The following is a 16,394-nucleotide window of genomic DNA, read 5'->3' as shown; positions in this document are numbered from 1 at the left end:
ATTTTAAGAATGTTAAACCTAAAAACAGCAGACATTACCCAATCCCGTTTTTATCAAGAGGTTGTGGAAGTCGGACGGCAGGAGGGACTCCAAGCTGGGCTTAAAGAAGGTCTTCAAGAAGGGCTTCAGGAAGGGCTTCGTGCGGGAGAAGCTGATCTGATTTTGCGTCAGTTAACCCGAAAATATGGAACTTTGGCTCCAGAAGTTAACCAACAGATTAAAGCGTTGACGATCGCCGAGTTAGGAGATTTGGGAGAAGCGTTACTTGATTTTGTGGAGATAAGCGATTTGGAAAACTGGTTAGGTCATTGTGGAAGTTCATCCTAAAGCTTTTTTCGGGCGATCGCTATTGTATGAAAAAGGAGGTCAATAGATTGCCAACAACCCAACAGGCCTTACGATGCTTTCAGTTATGTCAAAATTTAACCAATCTGTATCTCTCTGTTGATCTGGTACGTTTAGATCAGAGAACGGGTCATGTTATCATTCTTTCAGGTGAAGAAATTTTGATCGAAATTTACCAAAATGGGAATTGGAGGTTTGTCAATGAAGTCTAATTTTCAAACAATGACAATGCGAGAGTTGAAAAAGTATGTTTTAGAGCATCGAAACGATCAAGCTGCGTTTCAAGCCTTGATGGAGCGAGTTGATTCTCAGGCACAAGCTCAAGTCTATAGCGAGGTGGATATTCACCAGTTTTCTACGTTAGTTGATCAACATCTCAATTCCCAAACTGTCTTATAATTACGACACATCAGTATAGGCTCGCTTTTTATCTTTTTATTTAAGGGTAAGCGGCGATCGCTAAAATGTTAAACTTAGACTTGTGATAAGGAATTACAATTTTGAGTATGAAAAAGACAGAGGCTATTGCTTTTGCTCAAAAGTTGGGGTGGACAAAAGCTGATGCACAGAGGGCATACGAAGAATTAAAGGTTGATTTTGCCGATCTTCAATCTACCCTCGATTATTATAAGTATCAGTACGGAGTAGATGATGTCACTGAACGTGATATAGCTGTTCTTTCCCTCGTTTTAGCCGACTTTGCAGGTGAGGTTTTGCTGGATAGACAACGGAAACAAGCGGCACAGCAGGCTGTAGCAACAAAACGCAAAGATAAAATTAAGGAAATTGAGCTAAATCACGTCAAAGAAATAGCCGATGTAAAGAAAAGTGTCAAGGATCAGGAAAGTAAATTGATGGAATTTATAGTAAAACTTTGTAATATAGCTAAAAATCTAGGTTTTAAGCCCGATCCATGGCTGGAAGCACTCATTGAAGCTTATGAGGAGACTAAGAATGGATTTGATTACTCGCAAACAGCTATGTGAACTTGGACTAACAAAATACCAAGCCAAACGACTTACTACTGCGATGCAGTCAGCTCAGAAAATTCATAGAGCTAATGCTTATAATATCCAAGAAGTGATTGTAGCGATTAATGAATATCTCCAAAACAAGAGAATTCAAGCAGTCACAAGGACTAATCTGGAAAAAATCAAAGACATATTACTTCCTACTCTTGATAATGTCGTGCCAGTAGCGTTTGGAGAAGAAACATCCTCTGAATTAGGTCAACTAGCACAACAGATATTAGCTACGACGCTGGAAGTAAATCGAAAATTAGCTAAACTAGAACGACGTTCATTGGAGATAAAAGGCCGATATGAATAATAATTCTGTAGATAACTTCCAAGAGCTATTTGAGAAGTACAAAAAGTCAAAAAAGGAGCTGCATCGAAGTTTAACTAGACTTGATGAAAGGGCCGCGAGCATTAATAAACGCTACGAAGCTCGTAATATTTTTAATAGCTGGAGAGATTCTATCGCGGGGAAAGAATGGAAACAACGACAATATGAATGGCAACAAGGAAAATGTTCAGATTGTTCTTTTGTTGCTCACAGTGTTGAATATCTTGAAATAGATCATATTAAGCCTATTTCTACAAACCCTGAGCTTGCCGTTGATACAACGAATTTAAGATTGGTCTGTTCTCCTTGTAATAGAAAAAAAGGAAACAAAGACAAATGATAGTTACTTTATATAATCGCGTTTTATCTTTTTATTCAATAGTGAGCAGTGATCGCTTTCTAAGCACTATGTTGAGAGGTATTAACTAATGACTATTTTTGTTCCAGAGCAAACTAAATCTACTTTGCTTTATGAAAATGATTTTGAGTTATGGCTTGAGCAAACCATTAATCAACTTAAAAGCCAACAATTTGAGCAACTGGATATTGAACATTTAATTGAGGAATTAACGGATTTGGGTAAATCAAATAAGCGATCGCTGGAAAGCAATTTAATTATTCTGATTGCCCACTTACTCAAACTCAAAATTCAGCAAGATGCCCCTGAAATGATGAAAAGTAGTTGGTTGGATTCCGTTAGTGAACATCGTCAACGAATTCTCTACGATTTGGAAGAAATACCTTCCCTCAAATCCCATTTAGAAACGGCGATCGCCAAAGTTTATCCGAGTTCTCGTAAACTAGCCATTAAGGAAGGCAAGCGGGCTAAATTTGGGGTAAGAGTTCCCTTAGAAAAAGAATATCCCCTGGATTGTCCGTTTACCGTAGAACAAATTTTAGATGAAGATTTTGAAGGAGTAGAGTTTAACCATGACGATCACCCCAACCCCTTAACTCCTTAAAGTAACGGCAAACTGAGAACTTAAAGCTTCCCGAATTTGGTTATGGACAGGATCCACTTCTGCATCAGTTAACGTGCGATCGCTGGCTCGATAAACCAGACTAAAAGCCAAACTCCTTTGGCCAGACGGGACAGAATCCCCTTGGTAATCATCGAAGAGTTGAATATCGTCTAACAAATCACCACCGGCTTGATTCATGGATTGCGTTAAGTCCCTAACCGCCAGTTTAATGGGAGCATAAAAAGCTAAATCCCGTGCTACGGCAGGATAGGTGGAATAGGGGACAAAATGGGGAGTGGTTAAGGAATCCTGTTGCAGCGTATTGAGAAGGACAGACATTTTAAATTCAAAGGCATAGACCGCATCGGGTAAACTTCGTTCCTGTCGCAATTGGGGATGCAATTGACCAAAAATGCCCAGATATTGACCCTTTAACCAAAGAGAAGCCGTGCGTCCAGGATGAAGGCGGGTATCTTTACTATCCGGTTGATACTCAACACTTAAACCTAAACGAGCGAGAACATTTTCCAGTAAGCCCTTCGCTTCGTACCAGGTCATAACCGCCGGTTTGCCACCCTGAGTCCACTGGCCCAAGGGGAAAAATTCTCCCCCCAAAATTCCGGCGATCGCGTCTGCTTCCTGAATCCCTTCTCCGTTCTGCCAGAAAATACGACCAATTTCAAAAGCGTTTAACGCACCATTGCCCTGGGATTGGTTATAGGCAAAGGCATCAATGAGGGCATCTAATAAATTGGTTCGTAGGGCTGAATATTCGGCAAAGAGAGGATTCGCCAACACCACTTCTAGCCCCTGGGGTTTGACTAGGGAATATTGCACCACTTCCGTTAATCCCACTGCCCGAAAGCTTTCACGGATTTGCCGTTCTAATTGATATTCCAGGGAAAGACCGCCTGGTTCAGTTTTATCAGGCAATTGCTCATAAAAACGGTCATAACCATAAAGGCGAGCCACTTCTTCAATGAGATCAATTTCTCGTTCAATATCTCGATAGCGATAGGAGGGAACCATCACCGTCCAGACTTGAGGCTCTTCAGAGACAGAGGTTAATTGACAACTTAAATCCGTCAAAATACGTTCCACATCGATCGCCGCAATTTCTCCTTTTCCCGTCTCAGTTTTGACTGGCCCTAGAACAGATCGGACTCGCTCTAACCGTAATTCAATAGCCGGATCCGCCACATCAGGACGATAATCGGCCCTGCCTTGACGGGTGACAGTACCGCCCGCTAGGGTCGTTATTAACGCGATCGCCCGTTGTAAAGCCGTTTCTAGTTCTCGGTGATTAACCCCCCGTTCATAGCGGGTTGAGGACTCACTGCGAAGACTTTGACTTTTGCTAGAGCGACGAATCACCACTGAGTCAAAGAGAGCCGATTCGAGAATAATATTCTGCGTGCCATCATGAACTTCTGTGGTTGATCCTCCCATCACACCGGCGAGGGCCACGGGAAGGTTATTCGCCGTAATTAAAAGATTATTGGGCACCAGATTGCGGGTTTGGCCATCTAGGGTGGCTAGGGTTTCACCTTCTTCAGCAAAACGAACCCCTAGTTCTAAAGCTGTTGCATCGGTTAATTGCTGTAGGCGATCGCGATCAAAAGCATGGAGTGGTTGCCCCCATTCCAACAAAATATAATTGGTGATATCAACTACGTTATTAATGGGACGAACACCAGCAGCCTGTAAACGGCGTTGTAGCCAATCGGGGGAAGGGGCAATGGTCACTCCTTCGATCACCGTGCCAATGTAGGCCGGACAAGCTTTTTCCGCTTCAATTGCCACCGTTAAACTTTGATCGGCTACTTCGAGGCTAGGAACACTGGGTAAATTTAAGGTAGCTCCAGTCAGGGCGGCCACTTCCCTGGCAATGCCCACCATACTCATGGCATCGGCACGATTAGCGGTTGGGCTAATTTCTAGAATTACGTCATCTAGCCCTAATAACGGCCCCACCTCACTGCCGAGGGGAAGATTCTCTGTAAAAATATGAATACCACTGGAATTTTTTTCTAGACCCAATTCCGCCAGGGAACAGATCATGCCCTCCGATCGCACGCCCCGTAATTTGGTTGGGCGGATCTTAAGGTCAACGATCGGTAAATAGGCTCCAATTGTGGCCACCGGAACTAGGAGATCAGCCTGAACATTGCTGGCACCACAGACAATTGTTTGCAATTCAGGTTGACCAATATCCACTTGGCAAACACTTAACTTATCGGCATTGGGATGTTGTATTCTTTCCACCACTCGGCCAACGACCACCCCCTGGGCCCATTGACGGCGATCTTCAATTTCTTCCACTTCGAGACCGGCGATCGTTAACAAGTCTGCCAAGGCGATCGGGGTCAGGTTGACTTTGACCAGTTCTTGTAACCAGTTAACAGAGATACGCATGGACTTTCAGCCTTTTCAGCAACTTATCGTCTAGTTATTGTATCGTTAATGGTGATTATTCCTGTCTCCCTCACCCATCAAAAAGAGACATTCTCCTTCAGGGAGCGGGATCTCGACCAATTGTTCCTATTTGAGTCTATCCCAGCGATCGCTTGAATCTCTGAGGGAGTTTTTGGCTTTCAGGGTATTCAATATTGCCTCTGTTAAGACATTTTAGAGAAAAAGAGAGACAATAAAGTTAGGCGAAGAACCCCTATGACCAGTCAGATTCAGAAAAATATCCTTACTCTCAATGTCAACCTATCGGTGAAACGGAATGAGCTATTGCGTAAATCCCTCTTGCCCTCATCCCAAGAACCCCAATAACGTTCAAATTTGCCAGGCCTGTGGGGGTAAATTGCGTTTGAATGGACGTTATCAGACCCTGGGTCTGCTGGGGAAAGGAGGATTTGGCGCGACTTTTGCAGCCGCCGATGTGGGATTACCCGGCACACCGATCTGTGTGGTTAAACAATTGCGCCCTTCTACGGATGATCCCAATGTTTTTCGGATGGCGAAGCAACTGTTTGAACGGGAAGCTCAGACCCTCGGCAAGGTAGGTAATCACCCCCAGATCCCTCGATTGCTTGATTATTTTGAAGATAGTCAACAGTTTTACTTGGTTCAAGAATACGTAAAAGGCCATAATCTCCATCAAGAAGTGAAACGCAATGGCACCTTTAGCGAAGGCGGGGTGAAACAGTTTTTAACGGAAATTCTCCCAATTCTGACCTATATCCATTCCCAGGAAGTCATTCATCGAGATATTAAACCTGCTAACCTCATTCGTCGTCAGACCGATCAGCAACTCGTTCTGATTGATTTTGGTGCCGTTAAAAATAAGGTCAATTCTGTATTGGCGGCTAATACCTCGGCTCAAACGGCCCTAACCGCCTTTGCGATCGGAACTACCGGATTCGCACCACCAGAGCAGATGGCCATGCGTCCTGTTTATGCCAGTGACATTTACGCCCTAGGGATAACCTGTATTTATCTCTTAACAGGGAGAACCCCGAAAGAAATTGACTGTAATCATCAAACGGGAGAAATGGAATGGGAGCGTTATGTCACCGTTGGTGAGTCCTTTGCCAAAGTGATTAGAACGATGCTAGAGATATCGGTTCGTCACCGCTATAAATCGGCCCAACAAGTTCTGGATGCTATGAATGCCTTGCCCTATGAAGAAGGGATGAAACAGTCTTTGGTTACGGCTCCACTCGTTAAGGATTCCCCTGACTCCACTGCTCTTAATACAGCCACCGGTATCCGTTCCAACATTTCTACTTCCTTCAGTCAGATGAACACTGGCATTAAAACGGTCAATCGTTCTCAACCCTCGGACATTCAAACGAGACTGAAAAGTTCCCCCTCTCCCCAATCCAATGGGGGGGTTAATCCGGCGGCTCCTCGTGCGGCTTCGGCCGGTGGGGGCGGTCAGGGAAGTGTGGCTTTAAATATCTCAGTTAAGGGCAGTCGCAATAATCGTCGGGGTAACGAAAATGTCAACCTTAATCAGCCGGTTCAATGGACAACTAAAGAGGTGCTGAGTGCCTATGAGAAAGGAAAACGAGATTTTACGGATCAGGATCTTCAGGGACTTGTCTTTGTCAAGTGTTTTATTCCTGGGATCAATTGTTATCAATCGGATTTAAGTCGTGCTAATTTTCAAAATGCAGATTTAACCCGTGCGGACTTTGGTAAAGCAATCTTAGTGCAAACCTCGCTCAAGGAGGCAAATTTAAGTGATGCTTATTTTGGTTATGCCAATTTAGAAGGGGCAGATTTACGGGGGGCAGATTTGCGAGGGGCTAACTTTAAGTATGCCAGTTTGCGGGGAGCCAATTTCTGTGGAGTGGATTTAAGTTCTACCCATATTTCTCCAGAGCAACTTTCCCTAGCCAAAACCAATTGGCGTACAGTGATGCCGAATGGAAAACGGGGGATGTGGTAACTCAATGAGCATTGAGCATTTTAACTACTTTGAGTCGCTGCTGGCGATCATGCAAAAACCTGATTTTTATCCCCATCCGATACAGGGAAAAATTGGTGTTATGCAGACTCATTGTTCAGTGGTATTTTTGACGGGAGATTATGCCTATAAGTTGAAAAAAACGGTTAATTTTGGCTTTTTAGATTATTCTACTTTAGAGAAGCGGCATCATTTTCTGCTTCAGGAATTAGCGATGAATCAACCGATCGCGCCGGAGATTTATCAAGCCGTTTTACCGATCAGTCAGGTTGGCGATCGTTTTATTTTAGGCAGTGAGGAAAATATTGTTGAATATGTACTAAGAATGGCGGAATTTCCCCAGTCCAGTCTCTTGGTTAATCTTTTTACTGAAGGAGAACTAAAACCTGAATATCTGCGAGAGTTGGGGTTAAAGGTAGCGGACTTTCACCAAAAGGCAAAAACCAGCGATTACATTGATAATTTTGGTCAAATTGCAATTATTAAGCAGTCAGTGGATGAAAATTATCAGATGACAGAAAAATATATTGGCTCGGTTCAAACCTTAGAAAGATATCAACAGACACGCCAATTTACGGATAATTTTCTTACCCAAAGAGTCGCTTTATTTGAACAAAGACGTTTAACCCATAAAATCCGAGAATGTCATGGTGATTTACATTTAAGCAATATTTGTTATTGGCATCATCAGATTCAACTGTTTGATCGCATTGAGTTCAATGAACCTTTCCGCTTGGTAGATGTGATGTATGATGTGGCCTTTACTATTATGGATTTGGAGGCCAAGGGAAGATCAGATTTAGGTAATATTTTTTTAAATACTTATTTAGAACAAACAGGGGATTGGGAAGGAGTACAGGTATTGCCTTTTTATCTCTGTCGTCAAGCCTACGTCAGGGCGAAAGTGACTTCGATGTTAAGTGATGATCCTCATATTTCTGAAACTGAAAAGGCAACGGCGATCGCCTTAGCCAAGGATTATTATCAACTGGCTTGGCATTATACCCAAATTCCTGTGGGCAAAATTATTTTAATGTCAGGTCTATCGGGTTCGGGTAAAAGTACGGTGGCTAATCATCTCGCGCCTCAACTTAATGCCATTCAGATTCGTTCCGATGCCGTTCGTAAACATTTAGCAGGAATTTCGTTGAAAACCAAAGGCGATGCTAGTTTATACAGTGCAGCAATGAATGAAAGAACCTATGGTCGTTTAGCTGAACTGGGTTTGTTGTTAGCTCCCCAAGGATTTACGGTTATTTTAGATGCAAAATATGACCGCTCTTGCTGGCGTTCTACCATCATTCAAGCCGCCCAAGCTCAGAATATTTCCCTAAAAATTATTCATTGTCAAGCCAATTTATCCACTCTCCGCGATCGCCTTTGGCAACGTAGTGGAGATATTTCTGATGCAACGGTTGCTCTGTTGGAACAGCAATGGCAACAAGCAGAAACTTTTACGGATCAGGAGAAACCTTATGTGATGACGTTGGACACTGAAATGCAAAATATTTCTGGCAATTAAACTACTACTGATTTTCTAAATTGACCCAATTGATACTTCTCTTTTGTTAGTCTAAGCGGAGGAGTAGCAAAAGTTATCCCACAAATAGACCAAAAAATGAAGATAGTCAAAACCATTCATCAGACTAATTCGTTTTGATAATATCCCAGAAAGTTGAGGATTAGGGAGTGTACGACCTTTAGTTGATAAAAGCTGGTGTAATCAGAATCTTTCTACCCATATTCCGTACCAATTATAAGAAAATAAATAGGGCTTGCTGAAAAAGTCAAAAAACGAAAGAAGTGTGGGTTAGGGAAGTATGGACTGAAAAAGCATAGATAGGGCTTGCTGAAAAAAGCTGAAACCTTTACGGAGAAAAATAGTAGGCGAATTAAGAACCGCTAGAATGCACGAAAATAGGGTAGAATGCCTCAAAACCATTGCATTAAGAAGAGAGAAAGCAGATGTACCGAAAGCAACAGTACTCAATTGAAACACCAGAAAACTTGAAAAATCTGTTCGGCGGGCAGTTAGACGAAGAAAATCGTTGGATAGAAATGTCAAAAATGATTCCCTGGGAAGAATATGAGGAAGAATATGCAAAAAACTTCACAGAAAAAAAAGGAGCCCCAGCCAAATCATTTAGAATGGCATTAGGAGCATTAATTAGGGTCTGCTGAAAAAGTCCACAAAACGAACCTAGATGCCACAGGACGCGAAAAATGGTGACTTCAGAGAGTTGTTTCCAATTTCAACCCCCAGTTTTCCAACGACGTGCATGGGCTTTGAGCCTCCAAAGGCCATAACCTTGCACCTGATCGTTTTTAAAATGCTTGAAAGCATTATCCGGCAAAGGTTCTATACTTATTCAGCAAGCCCTAATTATCAAAGAAATTTCAGGAAAAAGTGACAGAGAAACAGTAGAACAAATAAAAGAGAACCCTTATTTACAGTACTTTATAGGAATGGAAAGCTATAGTAGCAAAGAAGCATTTAATGCGTCAATGATGGTTCATTTTCGTAAAAAAATAGGAATGGAATTAATAAATAAAATTAATAAAGAAATAGAAAAAAAAGCGACGGGTGTAGCGTCAGAAAAAAAAGAAAATGAAGGAAAGTTATTGTTAGATGCGACTTGTACACCAGCAGATATAAAATATCCAACGGATATAGGAATATTGAATGATGCCAGAGAAAAAACAGAAAAAATAATAGATAAGCTGTATGAAGAAATAAAAGAGAAAAGGAAAGAAAAGCCGAGGACTTATAGGGAAGTGGCAAGAAAAGAGTACTTAGCCATAGCAAAAAAACGTCGTGTGTCAAAAAAAGAAAGAAGAAAAGGAACAAAAAAACAACTAGGATATATAAAAAGAAACTTGTCTGATATAGAAAAAATGATAGAAGAGGGAGCAAAGTTAGAAAAACTAACGAAAAAAGAGCAAGAAGAGCTTGTAACGATAGGAAAAGTGTATGAGCAACAGTTAGAAATGTATGAAAAAAAGACAAATAAAGTAGAAAACAGAATTGTGAGTGTAAGCCAACCTCACGTGCGTCCAATAGTGCGTGGAAAAGCGGGAAAAGCAGTAGAGTTTGGAGCTAAAATATCGGCAAGTAATGTGAATGGCTTTGTCTTCTTAGACAAATTAAGTTGGGATAATTACAACGAATCGGGAGATTTACAAGCGCGAATAGAAGAATATAAAAGGGAAACAGGATGTTATCCGGAATCGGTTCATGTGGATAAAATCTATCGAACAAAAGCGAATCGAGCTTATTGTAAAGAAAGGGATATAAGAATGAGTGGTCCCCGATTGGGAAGACCGCCGAAAGAGGTGAGCAAAGAAAAAAAGAAAGAGGCACGCTCAGATGAAAGAGTGCGTAATGCCATTGAGGGTAAATTCGGACAGGGAAAGAGGAAATTTAGTCTTGGTCGAGTGATGGCCAAACTACCTGAGACCTCGGAAACGGTAATTGCGATGAACTTTTTGGTAATGCATCTTTCTACTCTACTTCAGAAGACAAAAAGTAAAAAGTTGTAGAGTCGTTTTTCTTGTGAAAAATGGTGTTAATTTTCCTCTCTTTTGTGAGGAGTGATTTGTGTTGACCTTTTTAGACAGAAAGGAACAATAGATTAAACAAAATCTGTATTTTGATTTGTTTCCATAAGGATAAGTTATCTATGCTTTTTCAGTCCATACTTCCCTAACCCACATTTCTTTCGTTTTTTGACTTTTTCAGCAAGCCCTAGATAACTTATCCTTATGGAAACAAATCAAAATACAGATTTTGTTTAATCTATTGTTCCTTTCTGTCTAAAAAGGTCAACACAAATCACTCCTCACAAAAGAGAGGAAAATTAACACCATTTTTCACAAGAAAAACGACTCTACAACTTTTTACTTTTTGTCTTCTGAAGTAGAGTAGAAAGATTCATTACCAAAAAGTTCATCGGGAGCATCTCACCTTTGCAATAAGTAGAAATACTTAACGAGGTAAATGAAAGAGTCAAAAAAGGTAATCATTTAAATAGGGCTTGCTGAATAAGTATAGAACCCTTGCCAGATAATGCTTTCAAGCATTTTAAAAACGATCAGGTGCAAGGTTATGGCCTTTGGAGGCTCAAAGCCCATGCACGTCGTTGGAAAACTGGGGGTTGAAATTGGAAACTACTCTCTGAAGTCACTCTCTGAAGTCACCATTTTTCGCCTCCTGTGGCATCTAGGTTCGTTTTGTGGACTTTTTCAGCAAGCCCTAAATAGTCTGCCTCTGTGCGAGTATTTCCGACTGTAGAGCAGATTACTTGACCCTTGGCCACATCAAAACTGGCTATTAACGTTTGAGTGCCGTGACGAATATATTCAAATTCTCGACCTTGAATCTTCCCCTGAGACATCGGAAGGTCTGGTGCTTTCCGCTCTAATGCTTGAATTCCCGTCATTTCATCTAGAGAAATAGTCTTTTCTCCCTTTTCCTCTCCTAAAATTGCACTCTCATAGGCTTGGCAGATATCATTCACTTTTTCCCCAAAATTTGGGTCAGGGGGGGGATTCAGCCAGTATCCTGACTGATGGGGTTTAATATCTGCCATTGGTGTCAACTTAAGCCAAAATGCCTACTCACAAAAGATTAGCCTAAAAGCAGGCGGAAGTAAGAGTAGGCTGAAAAAAAGGTTAGTATATAAAAAAGTGAGCAAAAAACAAATGGCAAGACAACATCCTCGGAGAAAAGGAAACCCAGACTTACGTCGTAAGACAAATCAGCCAGGGGTAGAAATCCCTGAAATAACAAAAGAGTTGTTTGAATTACTAGAACCCACAATGTTTACACCATTAAAATATTTACAGGGAACTCATGAGAAAATGATGAGAGATAGGGTATTAAATTTACCAGTAATGGTGGCATTAGTGTTAAGTATAGTGTATCGTCAAATAGCGGGTATAAGTGAAGCGGTAAGACTGTTAGAGGAAGAAGGATTGCTATGGGTAGCATCATTAAAAGTAAGCAAACAGGCAGTATCAAAAAGAATGATGAATGTGCCAGCCGAAATATTTGCAATATTACTAAAAGAAGTGTTAGAAAAAGCAGCCGAAAAAGGGAAGAAGCTCCAAGTAGGAGAAAAATGGGAAAAAATAAGAGAAAAGTTTAGTGCAGTGTGGATAGCAGATGGCTAAACGCTAGAGCAGATAAGGAAAAATATGAAAATAAGTAAAGAAGAAAAGAGTAAATTGGGGGGTAAAATAATGATGGTAGTGGAAGCCTTTACCCAAAGACCCGTTACTTTATGGTACACAGAAAATGATAAATCAAATGATAAAATATGGTGTGAAGAATTGGCAGCTAAATTACCAGAAAATGGTTTAATTCTCGTAGATATGGGATTTTTTAGCTTTGTGTGGTTTGATTTGTTAACAGAAGCTAAAAAGTTTTTTCTAACCAGATTTAGAGCGGGTACATCTTACAAAACCAAACAAGTATTGTCTCAAGGTAGTCATTACAGAGATGAGATTATCATTATGGGAAATTACCGTTCTAATCCTTGCAAGCATCCGGTGAGATTAGTCTCAGTATTATGGGGAACAATCTGGTATCAGTATTTAACAAATGTGTTGTCTCCCGAACAACTGTCCGCCGAAGAGGTCTGTGATTTATATCGAAGACGATGGACAATCGAAGAAGCCTTTTTATTAACGAAAAGACTTTTAGGACTAGCCTATTTATGGGTAGGTAATAAGAATGGTGTCCAAATCCAGATTATTTGCACTTTGATTTTCTATACGGTCTTAAATCAATTGGTAGGGGAAGTGGCGATTGCTCTAAATCAACCGAAAGAAAAAATCTCAGTAGAGATGGTGTTTCGGAGTCTATACTATGTAGCGAAGGCTATTGCTAGAGGAGAAAAGCCTGATACAGTAACCTATCTGGCTGAACGTGCTAAGTTATTTGGTTTGGTCAAAGCTGAGAGAAAGCGACATCGAGAAAAGGCCGCTCTCAATCAACAAATTTGGGAACCCATTCCTTTAAGTTGACACGGATGAATATCTGCTTCTTCCCATAATCTTCCTACCTGTCGAGGAGATATACTTTCCACTATTCCTTGCTTTACTAATTCCTCGGCTAATTCTCGTCCTGTCCAGTGACTTATCGGACGCTCATAATTCTTTGGGTCATCACAGGCTAATTTGAACAACTTCAAGATTTGTTCGCGTTTAAACTTGGCGGGTGCTCCACTACGTTCAGCATCTTTGATTCTTTCTGTTATTTCTATTTCACTTTTCTGTCCTGCTATCCATCTTTCTCTCCATTGACTTGCCATTTTTCGGCTGATTTTTAATTTTCTAGCAATTTCTCGATTATTTTCTCCCTCATCTGCCAGAAGCACTATTTTTGCCCTTAAGGCAATTTGCTGCTCTGTTGTATGACGATTTATCAGTTTTTCTAGATGTTCTCGTTCTTTTGCTTCCAACTTTAACTCTTTGGGGGCTAATCGGGGCGTGACTTTTTCTCCTATATACCTATATTTATCTTTTTATCGGTTGCCTAATAATAGTATCTTAACTTACGCCTTAGACTACTAGCATGGTTACTTATCCAACGTTTCGCCGCATTTTGCTCACAATCTTGCTTTTCAGACCCGTCTTGAGGGGTAATAAATTCAGGGGGTAAGGAAAAAACTGATTCATGGTCTGGGGAAACAATCACGGGCAATAATGCCTGATGGAAGTAGGTGACTTTTCCCTGTTTTGACGTTTTGGTTGAACAGCATGGACAATTTACTTTTTCCGAACTGTAGTAATTTGTCCCATCCATTGCTACTAGAAGATTTCCCCTCAATATTTCATAGGCTTTCAAGAATCCCATGCTCCTCAATGCTTGGTAAATTAACCCAAACAAAGGGAATAGACTACTCGCTGCTACCCCATCCACAATGTTGCGAATCTGTTCTACTGTTGGTATTTTTTCTAGTCCAAACAAGCTCTGAGCATTATCTCGCCCACAACGGCTGTTAAGCTGACGTTGGTACTCTAAAAATGACTCATTTTGCATAAAAAAGGCGGCAAATGCCCCCAGTATCGCCTCTCTTAGACTATATTTCGTTGCATTACTAACCGAACGGGGGTCATCTATCTTCCCAATGACCTCGTTTAAACAGTGAACGATTCCGTCAAAACTTAGGTCGTTTACTTCCATCTTTCTCTCTGCAAAATCAGTAGACATTTTTCTCTTTATTCATAACTTCCTATAGGTCAAAGTTTTTCTGTCTCTATTTATACCATTTGAATTTGGAATTGCTGAGTAGTGGTAGTCTAAATAGCTTATATGGCAGGGATGATGTAGAATATCAACTAATATAAATTTTTCTCAAATCTATCCCCTAAATCAACGTTTTTATGACTAACATTTTTGCGCTATTATTTTTTGTCTTAAATCAATTGACAGTAGAACAGCAATTGGCAGAGAAATATTGTCCCTCAAAGACTAATTTTAAACAGCCTTGCCCAAGTTGTGGCTCTTATCACACTATTAAGAATGGTTCCGCCCATAATGGTAAGCCCAAAAATCTATGTAAAGACTGTGGTCGCCAGTTTGTTATTAACTCTAGTCAGAAGAGAGTTTCAGAACAGACAAAACAATTAATTGATAGGCTCCTACTAGAGCGAATTTCTCTACGGGGAATTGAAAGAGTCACAGGAGTAAGTTGGTCATGGTTACAGAATTATGTTAATGATAAATTTGCTGCGGTACCTCGTCAGATAAGCGTTTCAGAAAAAGCGCGAGGAAAATTAACTATCGAATGTGATGAGCTTTGGTCATTTGTTTTCTCCAAAGAAAATAAGTTTTATGTCTGGTTAGCTATAGACAGAACAACAAGAGAAATTGTTGGTTGTTATATTGGGGACAGAAGCCGTGCATCAGCCAAAAAACTTTGGGCAAGTTTGCCTGCTGTTTACCGACAATGTGCCGTTGCTTACACGGATTTTTGGGTATCTTCTGAGAAAGTTATTCCCAGTAAACGTCATCGAGCAGTCGGTAAAGAGACGGGACAAACTAATCATGTTGAAACCCACATTCCGCAGGTTGTCGAAGAGGAGCACTAGTTCACGCGAGCTAGTATCGGTACTTGTGCATTGATTTCGGGCAAGGATAAAAAATGTCAATAAAGTTCTAAAATGGAGTCTTGTCTTAGATAGAATCAACAGTAAAAATGAATAACCTAAATATTAAAGACCTCGACCACTTAGGAATCGTAGCGGGAATTATAGATGAAATGGGTTTAGTAGAAATTATCGATGAGGAAGTGGGAACTCATCCTCAAGAAAAGCTCAGTGTAGGTACAATAGTAAAAGCAATGATATTAAACTGCTTAGGATGTATCAATGCTCCGTTATATTTGTTGAGTGAGTTTTTTAAAGGAAAAGCATTAGAATACCTATTAGGAGAAGGAATAAAAGCAGAAGATTTAAATGATGACAAGCTAGGAAGGTCATTGGATAAGGTATTTGGAGTGGGGGTAAAAAACCGGTTCACGAAAATAGTCCTAAAAGCGGCAGCAATCTTTGGAATAGAACAAAAGTCAAAGCATTTAGACTCAACCTCAATGTCTGTACAAGGGAAGTATAAGGAAAGGATAGAAGATGAGGAAGACGAGCAGACAAAAGCCATAAAAATAAAATTTGGTTATTCCAGAGATAAACGACCAGACCTAAAACAGTTTATGTTAAATATGATATGTAGTGGAGATGGTGGTGTCCCTCTCTTTATGCAATTAGGAGATGGCAATGAATCGGATAAAAAGGTGTTTCCCCAGATAATCAAAGACTGTCAAGAAACGTTGAATATGGAAGGTTTATCGGTGATGGATGGAGCTTTTTATACGGCGGAAAATGTGGGCATGGCGAGGTCAATTCAATGGTTAAGTCGTGTCCCTCTGAAAGAAGCCACTGAGACTTTGGCAAATATATCAGAAGACCAATGGCAGCAGGGTGAACAGGACGGTTATCGTTGGCAAGTGAGGGCTTCGGAATATGGGGGTGAACAGCAACGATGGCTTGTGGTCGAAAGTGCTCAACGTCTCCAGTCCGATAATAAAGCTATAAGTCAAAAAATTGAGAAAGCCGATAAAGTTGTCAAAAAAGAATGGCAGAAACTTTGTGGACAGAATTTTGCTTGTGAGGCCGATGCTCTTACTGAGGCTCAACTCTGGCCAAAAACCTTGACTTATCATCAACTCAGTCAAGTTGAGGTTCAGACTATTAGTCAGTCATCCTTGATTTGATGGGTAAAAAGTGTGAGAATGGGGAAGACCTAAACATTCAAG

The 16,394-nt window shown here is 40.7% G+C and carries 13 protein-coding genes and 4 pseudogenes; 13 read left to right on the top strand and 4 right to left on the bottom strand.

Annotated elements, in window-relative coordinates; genetic code table 11:
• Positions 1-9: 9 nt before the first annotated feature.
• The 6 genes from KA717_00315 (at position 10) to KA717_00290 (ending at position 2,654) form a co-directional block, all read left to right on the top strand.
• Positions 10-327, top strand: coding sequence for a DUF4351 domain-containing protein (locus tag KA717_00315; GenBank protein UXE61501.1), 318 nt, complete (start codon positions 10-12; stop codon positions 325-327).
• Positions 328-567: 240 nt separating this feature from the next.
• Entirely contained in the window at positions 568-744 is a 177-nt protein-coding gene (locus KA717_00310; GenBank protein UXE61500.1) for a hypothetical protein, read from the top strand.
• 107 nt (positions 745-851) lie between these two features.
• Positions 852-1,331 carry a hypothetical protein gene (locus KA717_00305; protein ID UXE61499.1) on the top strand — a complete coding sequence of 160 codons (480 nt, stop codon included), beginning with the start codon at positions 852-854 and terminating at the stop codon, positions 1,329-1,331.
• Positions 1,300-1,674, top strand: a complete 375-nt coding sequence (locus tag KA717_00300) for a hypothetical protein (GenBank protein UXE61498.1) — start codon at positions 1,300-1,302, stop codon at positions 1,672-1,674. The genes KA717_00305 and KA717_00300 overlap by 32 nt, the downstream gene beginning before the upstream one ends.
• Positions 1,667-2,032 (top strand): HNH endonuclease, encoded by a 366-nt coding sequence (locus KA717_00295; GenBank protein UXE61497.1) that lies wholly within the window; start codon positions 1,667-1,669, stop codon positions 2,030-2,032. Before KA717_00300 ends, KA717_00295 begins: the two co-directional genes overlap by 8 nt.
• A gap of 88 nt (positions 2,033-2,120) precedes the next feature.
• Positions 2,121-2,654 carry a DUF29 domain-containing protein gene (locus tag KA717_00290; GenBank protein ID UXE61496.1) on the top strand — a complete coding sequence of 178 codons (534 nt, stop codon included), beginning with the start codon at positions 2,121-2,123 and terminating at the stop codon, positions 2,652-2,654.
• Here the strand turns inward: KA717_00290 and pheT are convergent.
• Positions 2,643-5,069, bottom strand: a complete 2,427-nt coding sequence (pheT, locus tag KA717_00285; protein ID UXE61495.1) for a phenylalanine--tRNA ligase subunit beta — start codon at positions 5,067-5,069, stop codon at positions 2,643-2,645. The two genes, KA717_00290 and pheT, sit on opposite strands and share 12 nt — an antisense overlap.
• A 316-nt stretch (positions 5,070-5,385) precedes the next feature.
• On the opposite strand from pheT, the gene KA717_00280 reads away from it, so the two are divergent.
• The 4 genes and pseudogenes from KA717_00280 to KA717_00265 all read left to right on the top strand — a co-directional run bounded on the left by KA717_00280 (position 5,386) and on the right by KA717_00265 (position 10,596).
• Entirely contained in the window at positions 5,386-7,059 is a 1,674-nt protein-coding gene (locus KA717_00280; GenBank protein ID UXE61494.1) for a serine/threonine-protein kinase, read from the top strand.
• A gap of 49 nt (positions 7,060-7,108) precedes the next feature.
• On the top strand, positions 7,109-8,599 hold the full coding sequence (locus tag KA717_00275; protein ID UXE61493.1) for an AAA family ATPase: 1,491 nt from the start codon (positions 7,109-7,111) through the stop codon (positions 8,597-8,599).
• A gap of 443 nt (positions 8,600-9,042) precedes the next feature.
• Positions 9,043-9,246 (top strand): annotated as a pseudogene (locus KA717_00270) (IS5/IS1182 family transposase).
• A 210-nt stretch (positions 9,247-9,456) separates the two neighbouring features.
• A pseudogene (locus KA717_00265) lies at positions 9,457-10,596 on the top strand (IS5 family transposase).
• Positions 10,597-11,270: 674 nt separating this feature from the next.
• On the opposite strand, the gene KA717_00260 reads toward KA717_00265, so the two are convergent.
• Entirely contained in the window at positions 11,271-11,675 is a 405-nt protein-coding gene (locus KA717_00260) for a hypothetical protein (protein UXE61492.1), read from the bottom strand.
• 103 nt (positions 11,676-11,778) lie between these two features.
• Between KA717_00260 and KA717_00255 the strand changes: the two are divergent.
• A pseudogene (locus KA717_00255) lies at positions 11,779-13,104 on the top strand (IS4 family transposase).
• Here the strand turns inward: KA717_00255 and KA717_00250 are convergent.
• Both KA717_00250 and KA717_00245 read right to left on the bottom strand, forming a co-directional pair.
• Entirely contained in the window at positions 13,071-13,541 is a 471-nt protein-coding gene (locus tag KA717_00250) for a helix-turn-helix domain-containing protein (protein ID UXE61491.1), read from the bottom strand. The pseudogene KA717_00255 and the gene KA717_00250 sit on opposite strands and share 34 nt — an antisense overlap.
• A 74-nt stretch (positions 13,542-13,615) precedes the next feature.
• Positions 13,616-14,293 carry a hypothetical protein gene (locus KA717_00245; GenBank protein UXE61490.1) on the bottom strand — a complete coding sequence of 226 codons (678 nt, stop codon included), beginning with the start codon at positions 14,291-14,293 and terminating at the stop codon, positions 13,616-13,618.
• A gap of 305 nt (positions 14,294-14,598) precedes the next feature.
• On the opposite strand from KA717_00245, the pseudogene KA717_00240 reads away from it, so the two are divergent.
• Positions 14,599-15,138, top strand: a pseudogene (locus KA717_00240) (IS1 family transposase).
• A gap of 143 nt (positions 15,139-15,281) precedes the next feature.
• On the top strand, positions 15,282-16,352 hold the full coding sequence (locus KA717_00235; GenBank protein UXE61489.1) for an IS1634 family transposase: 1,071 nt from the start codon (positions 15,282-15,284) through the stop codon (positions 16,350-16,352).
• Positions 16,353-16,394 lie beyond the last annotated feature (42 nt).

The sequence above is a fragment of the Woronichinia naegeliana WA131 genome (genome assembly GCA_025370055.1).
In the GTDB taxonomy this organism is placed as follows: domain Bacteria; phylum Cyanobacteriota; class Cyanobacteriia; order Cyanobacteriales; family Microcystaceae; genus Woronichinia; species Woronichinia naegeliana.
The sequence above is the reverse complement of the archived record's forward strand: the minus strand, read 5'-3'. Positions and strand labels throughout refer to the sequence as shown.

What these genes read in the sequence shown, in the direction of transcription:
- KA717_00315 (UXE61501.1), top strand. Translation starts at nt 10, where the DNA reads ATGTTAAACCTAAAAACAGCAGACATTACCCAATCCCGTTTTTATCAA.
- KA717_00310 (UXE61500.1), top strand. Translation starts at nt 568, where the DNA reads ATGACAATGCGAGAGTTGAAAAAGTATGTTTTAGAGCATCGAAACGAT.
- KA717_00305 (UXE61499.1), top strand. Translation starts at nt 852, where the DNA reads ATGAAAAAGACAGAGGCTATTGCTTTTGCTCAAAAGTTGGGGTGGACA.
- KA717_00300 (UXE61498.1), top strand. Translation starts at nt 1,300, where the DNA reads ATGGATTTGATTACTCGCAAACAGCTATGTGAACTTGGACTAACAAAA.
- KA717_00295 (UXE61497.1), top strand. Translation starts at nt 1,667, where the DNA reads ATGAATAATAATTCTGTAGATAACTTCCAAGAGCTATTTGAGAAGTAC.
- KA717_00290 (UXE61496.1), top strand. Translation starts at nt 2,121, where the DNA reads ATGACTATTTTTGTTCCAGAGCAAACTAAATCTACTTTGCTTTATGAA.
- pheT (UXE61495.1), bottom strand. Translation starts at nt 5,069, where the DNA reads ATGCGTATCTCTGTTAACTGGTTACAAGAACTGGTCAAAGTCAACCTG.
- KA717_00280 (UXE61494.1), top strand. Translation starts at nt 5,386, where the DNA reads ATGAGCTATTGCGTAAATCCCTCTTGCCCTCATCCCAAGAACCCCAAT.
- KA717_00275 (UXE61493.1), top strand. Translation starts at nt 7,109, where the DNA reads ATGCAAAAACCTGATTTTTATCCCCATCCGATACAGGGAAAAATTGGT.
- KA717_00245 (UXE61490.1), bottom strand. Translation starts at nt 14,293, where the DNA reads ATGTCTACTGATTTTGCAGAGAGAAAGATGGAAGTAAACGACCTAAGT.
- KA717_00235 (UXE61489.1), top strand. Translation starts at nt 15,282, where the DNA reads ATGAATAACCTAAATATTAAAGACCTCGACCACTTAGGAATCGTAGCG.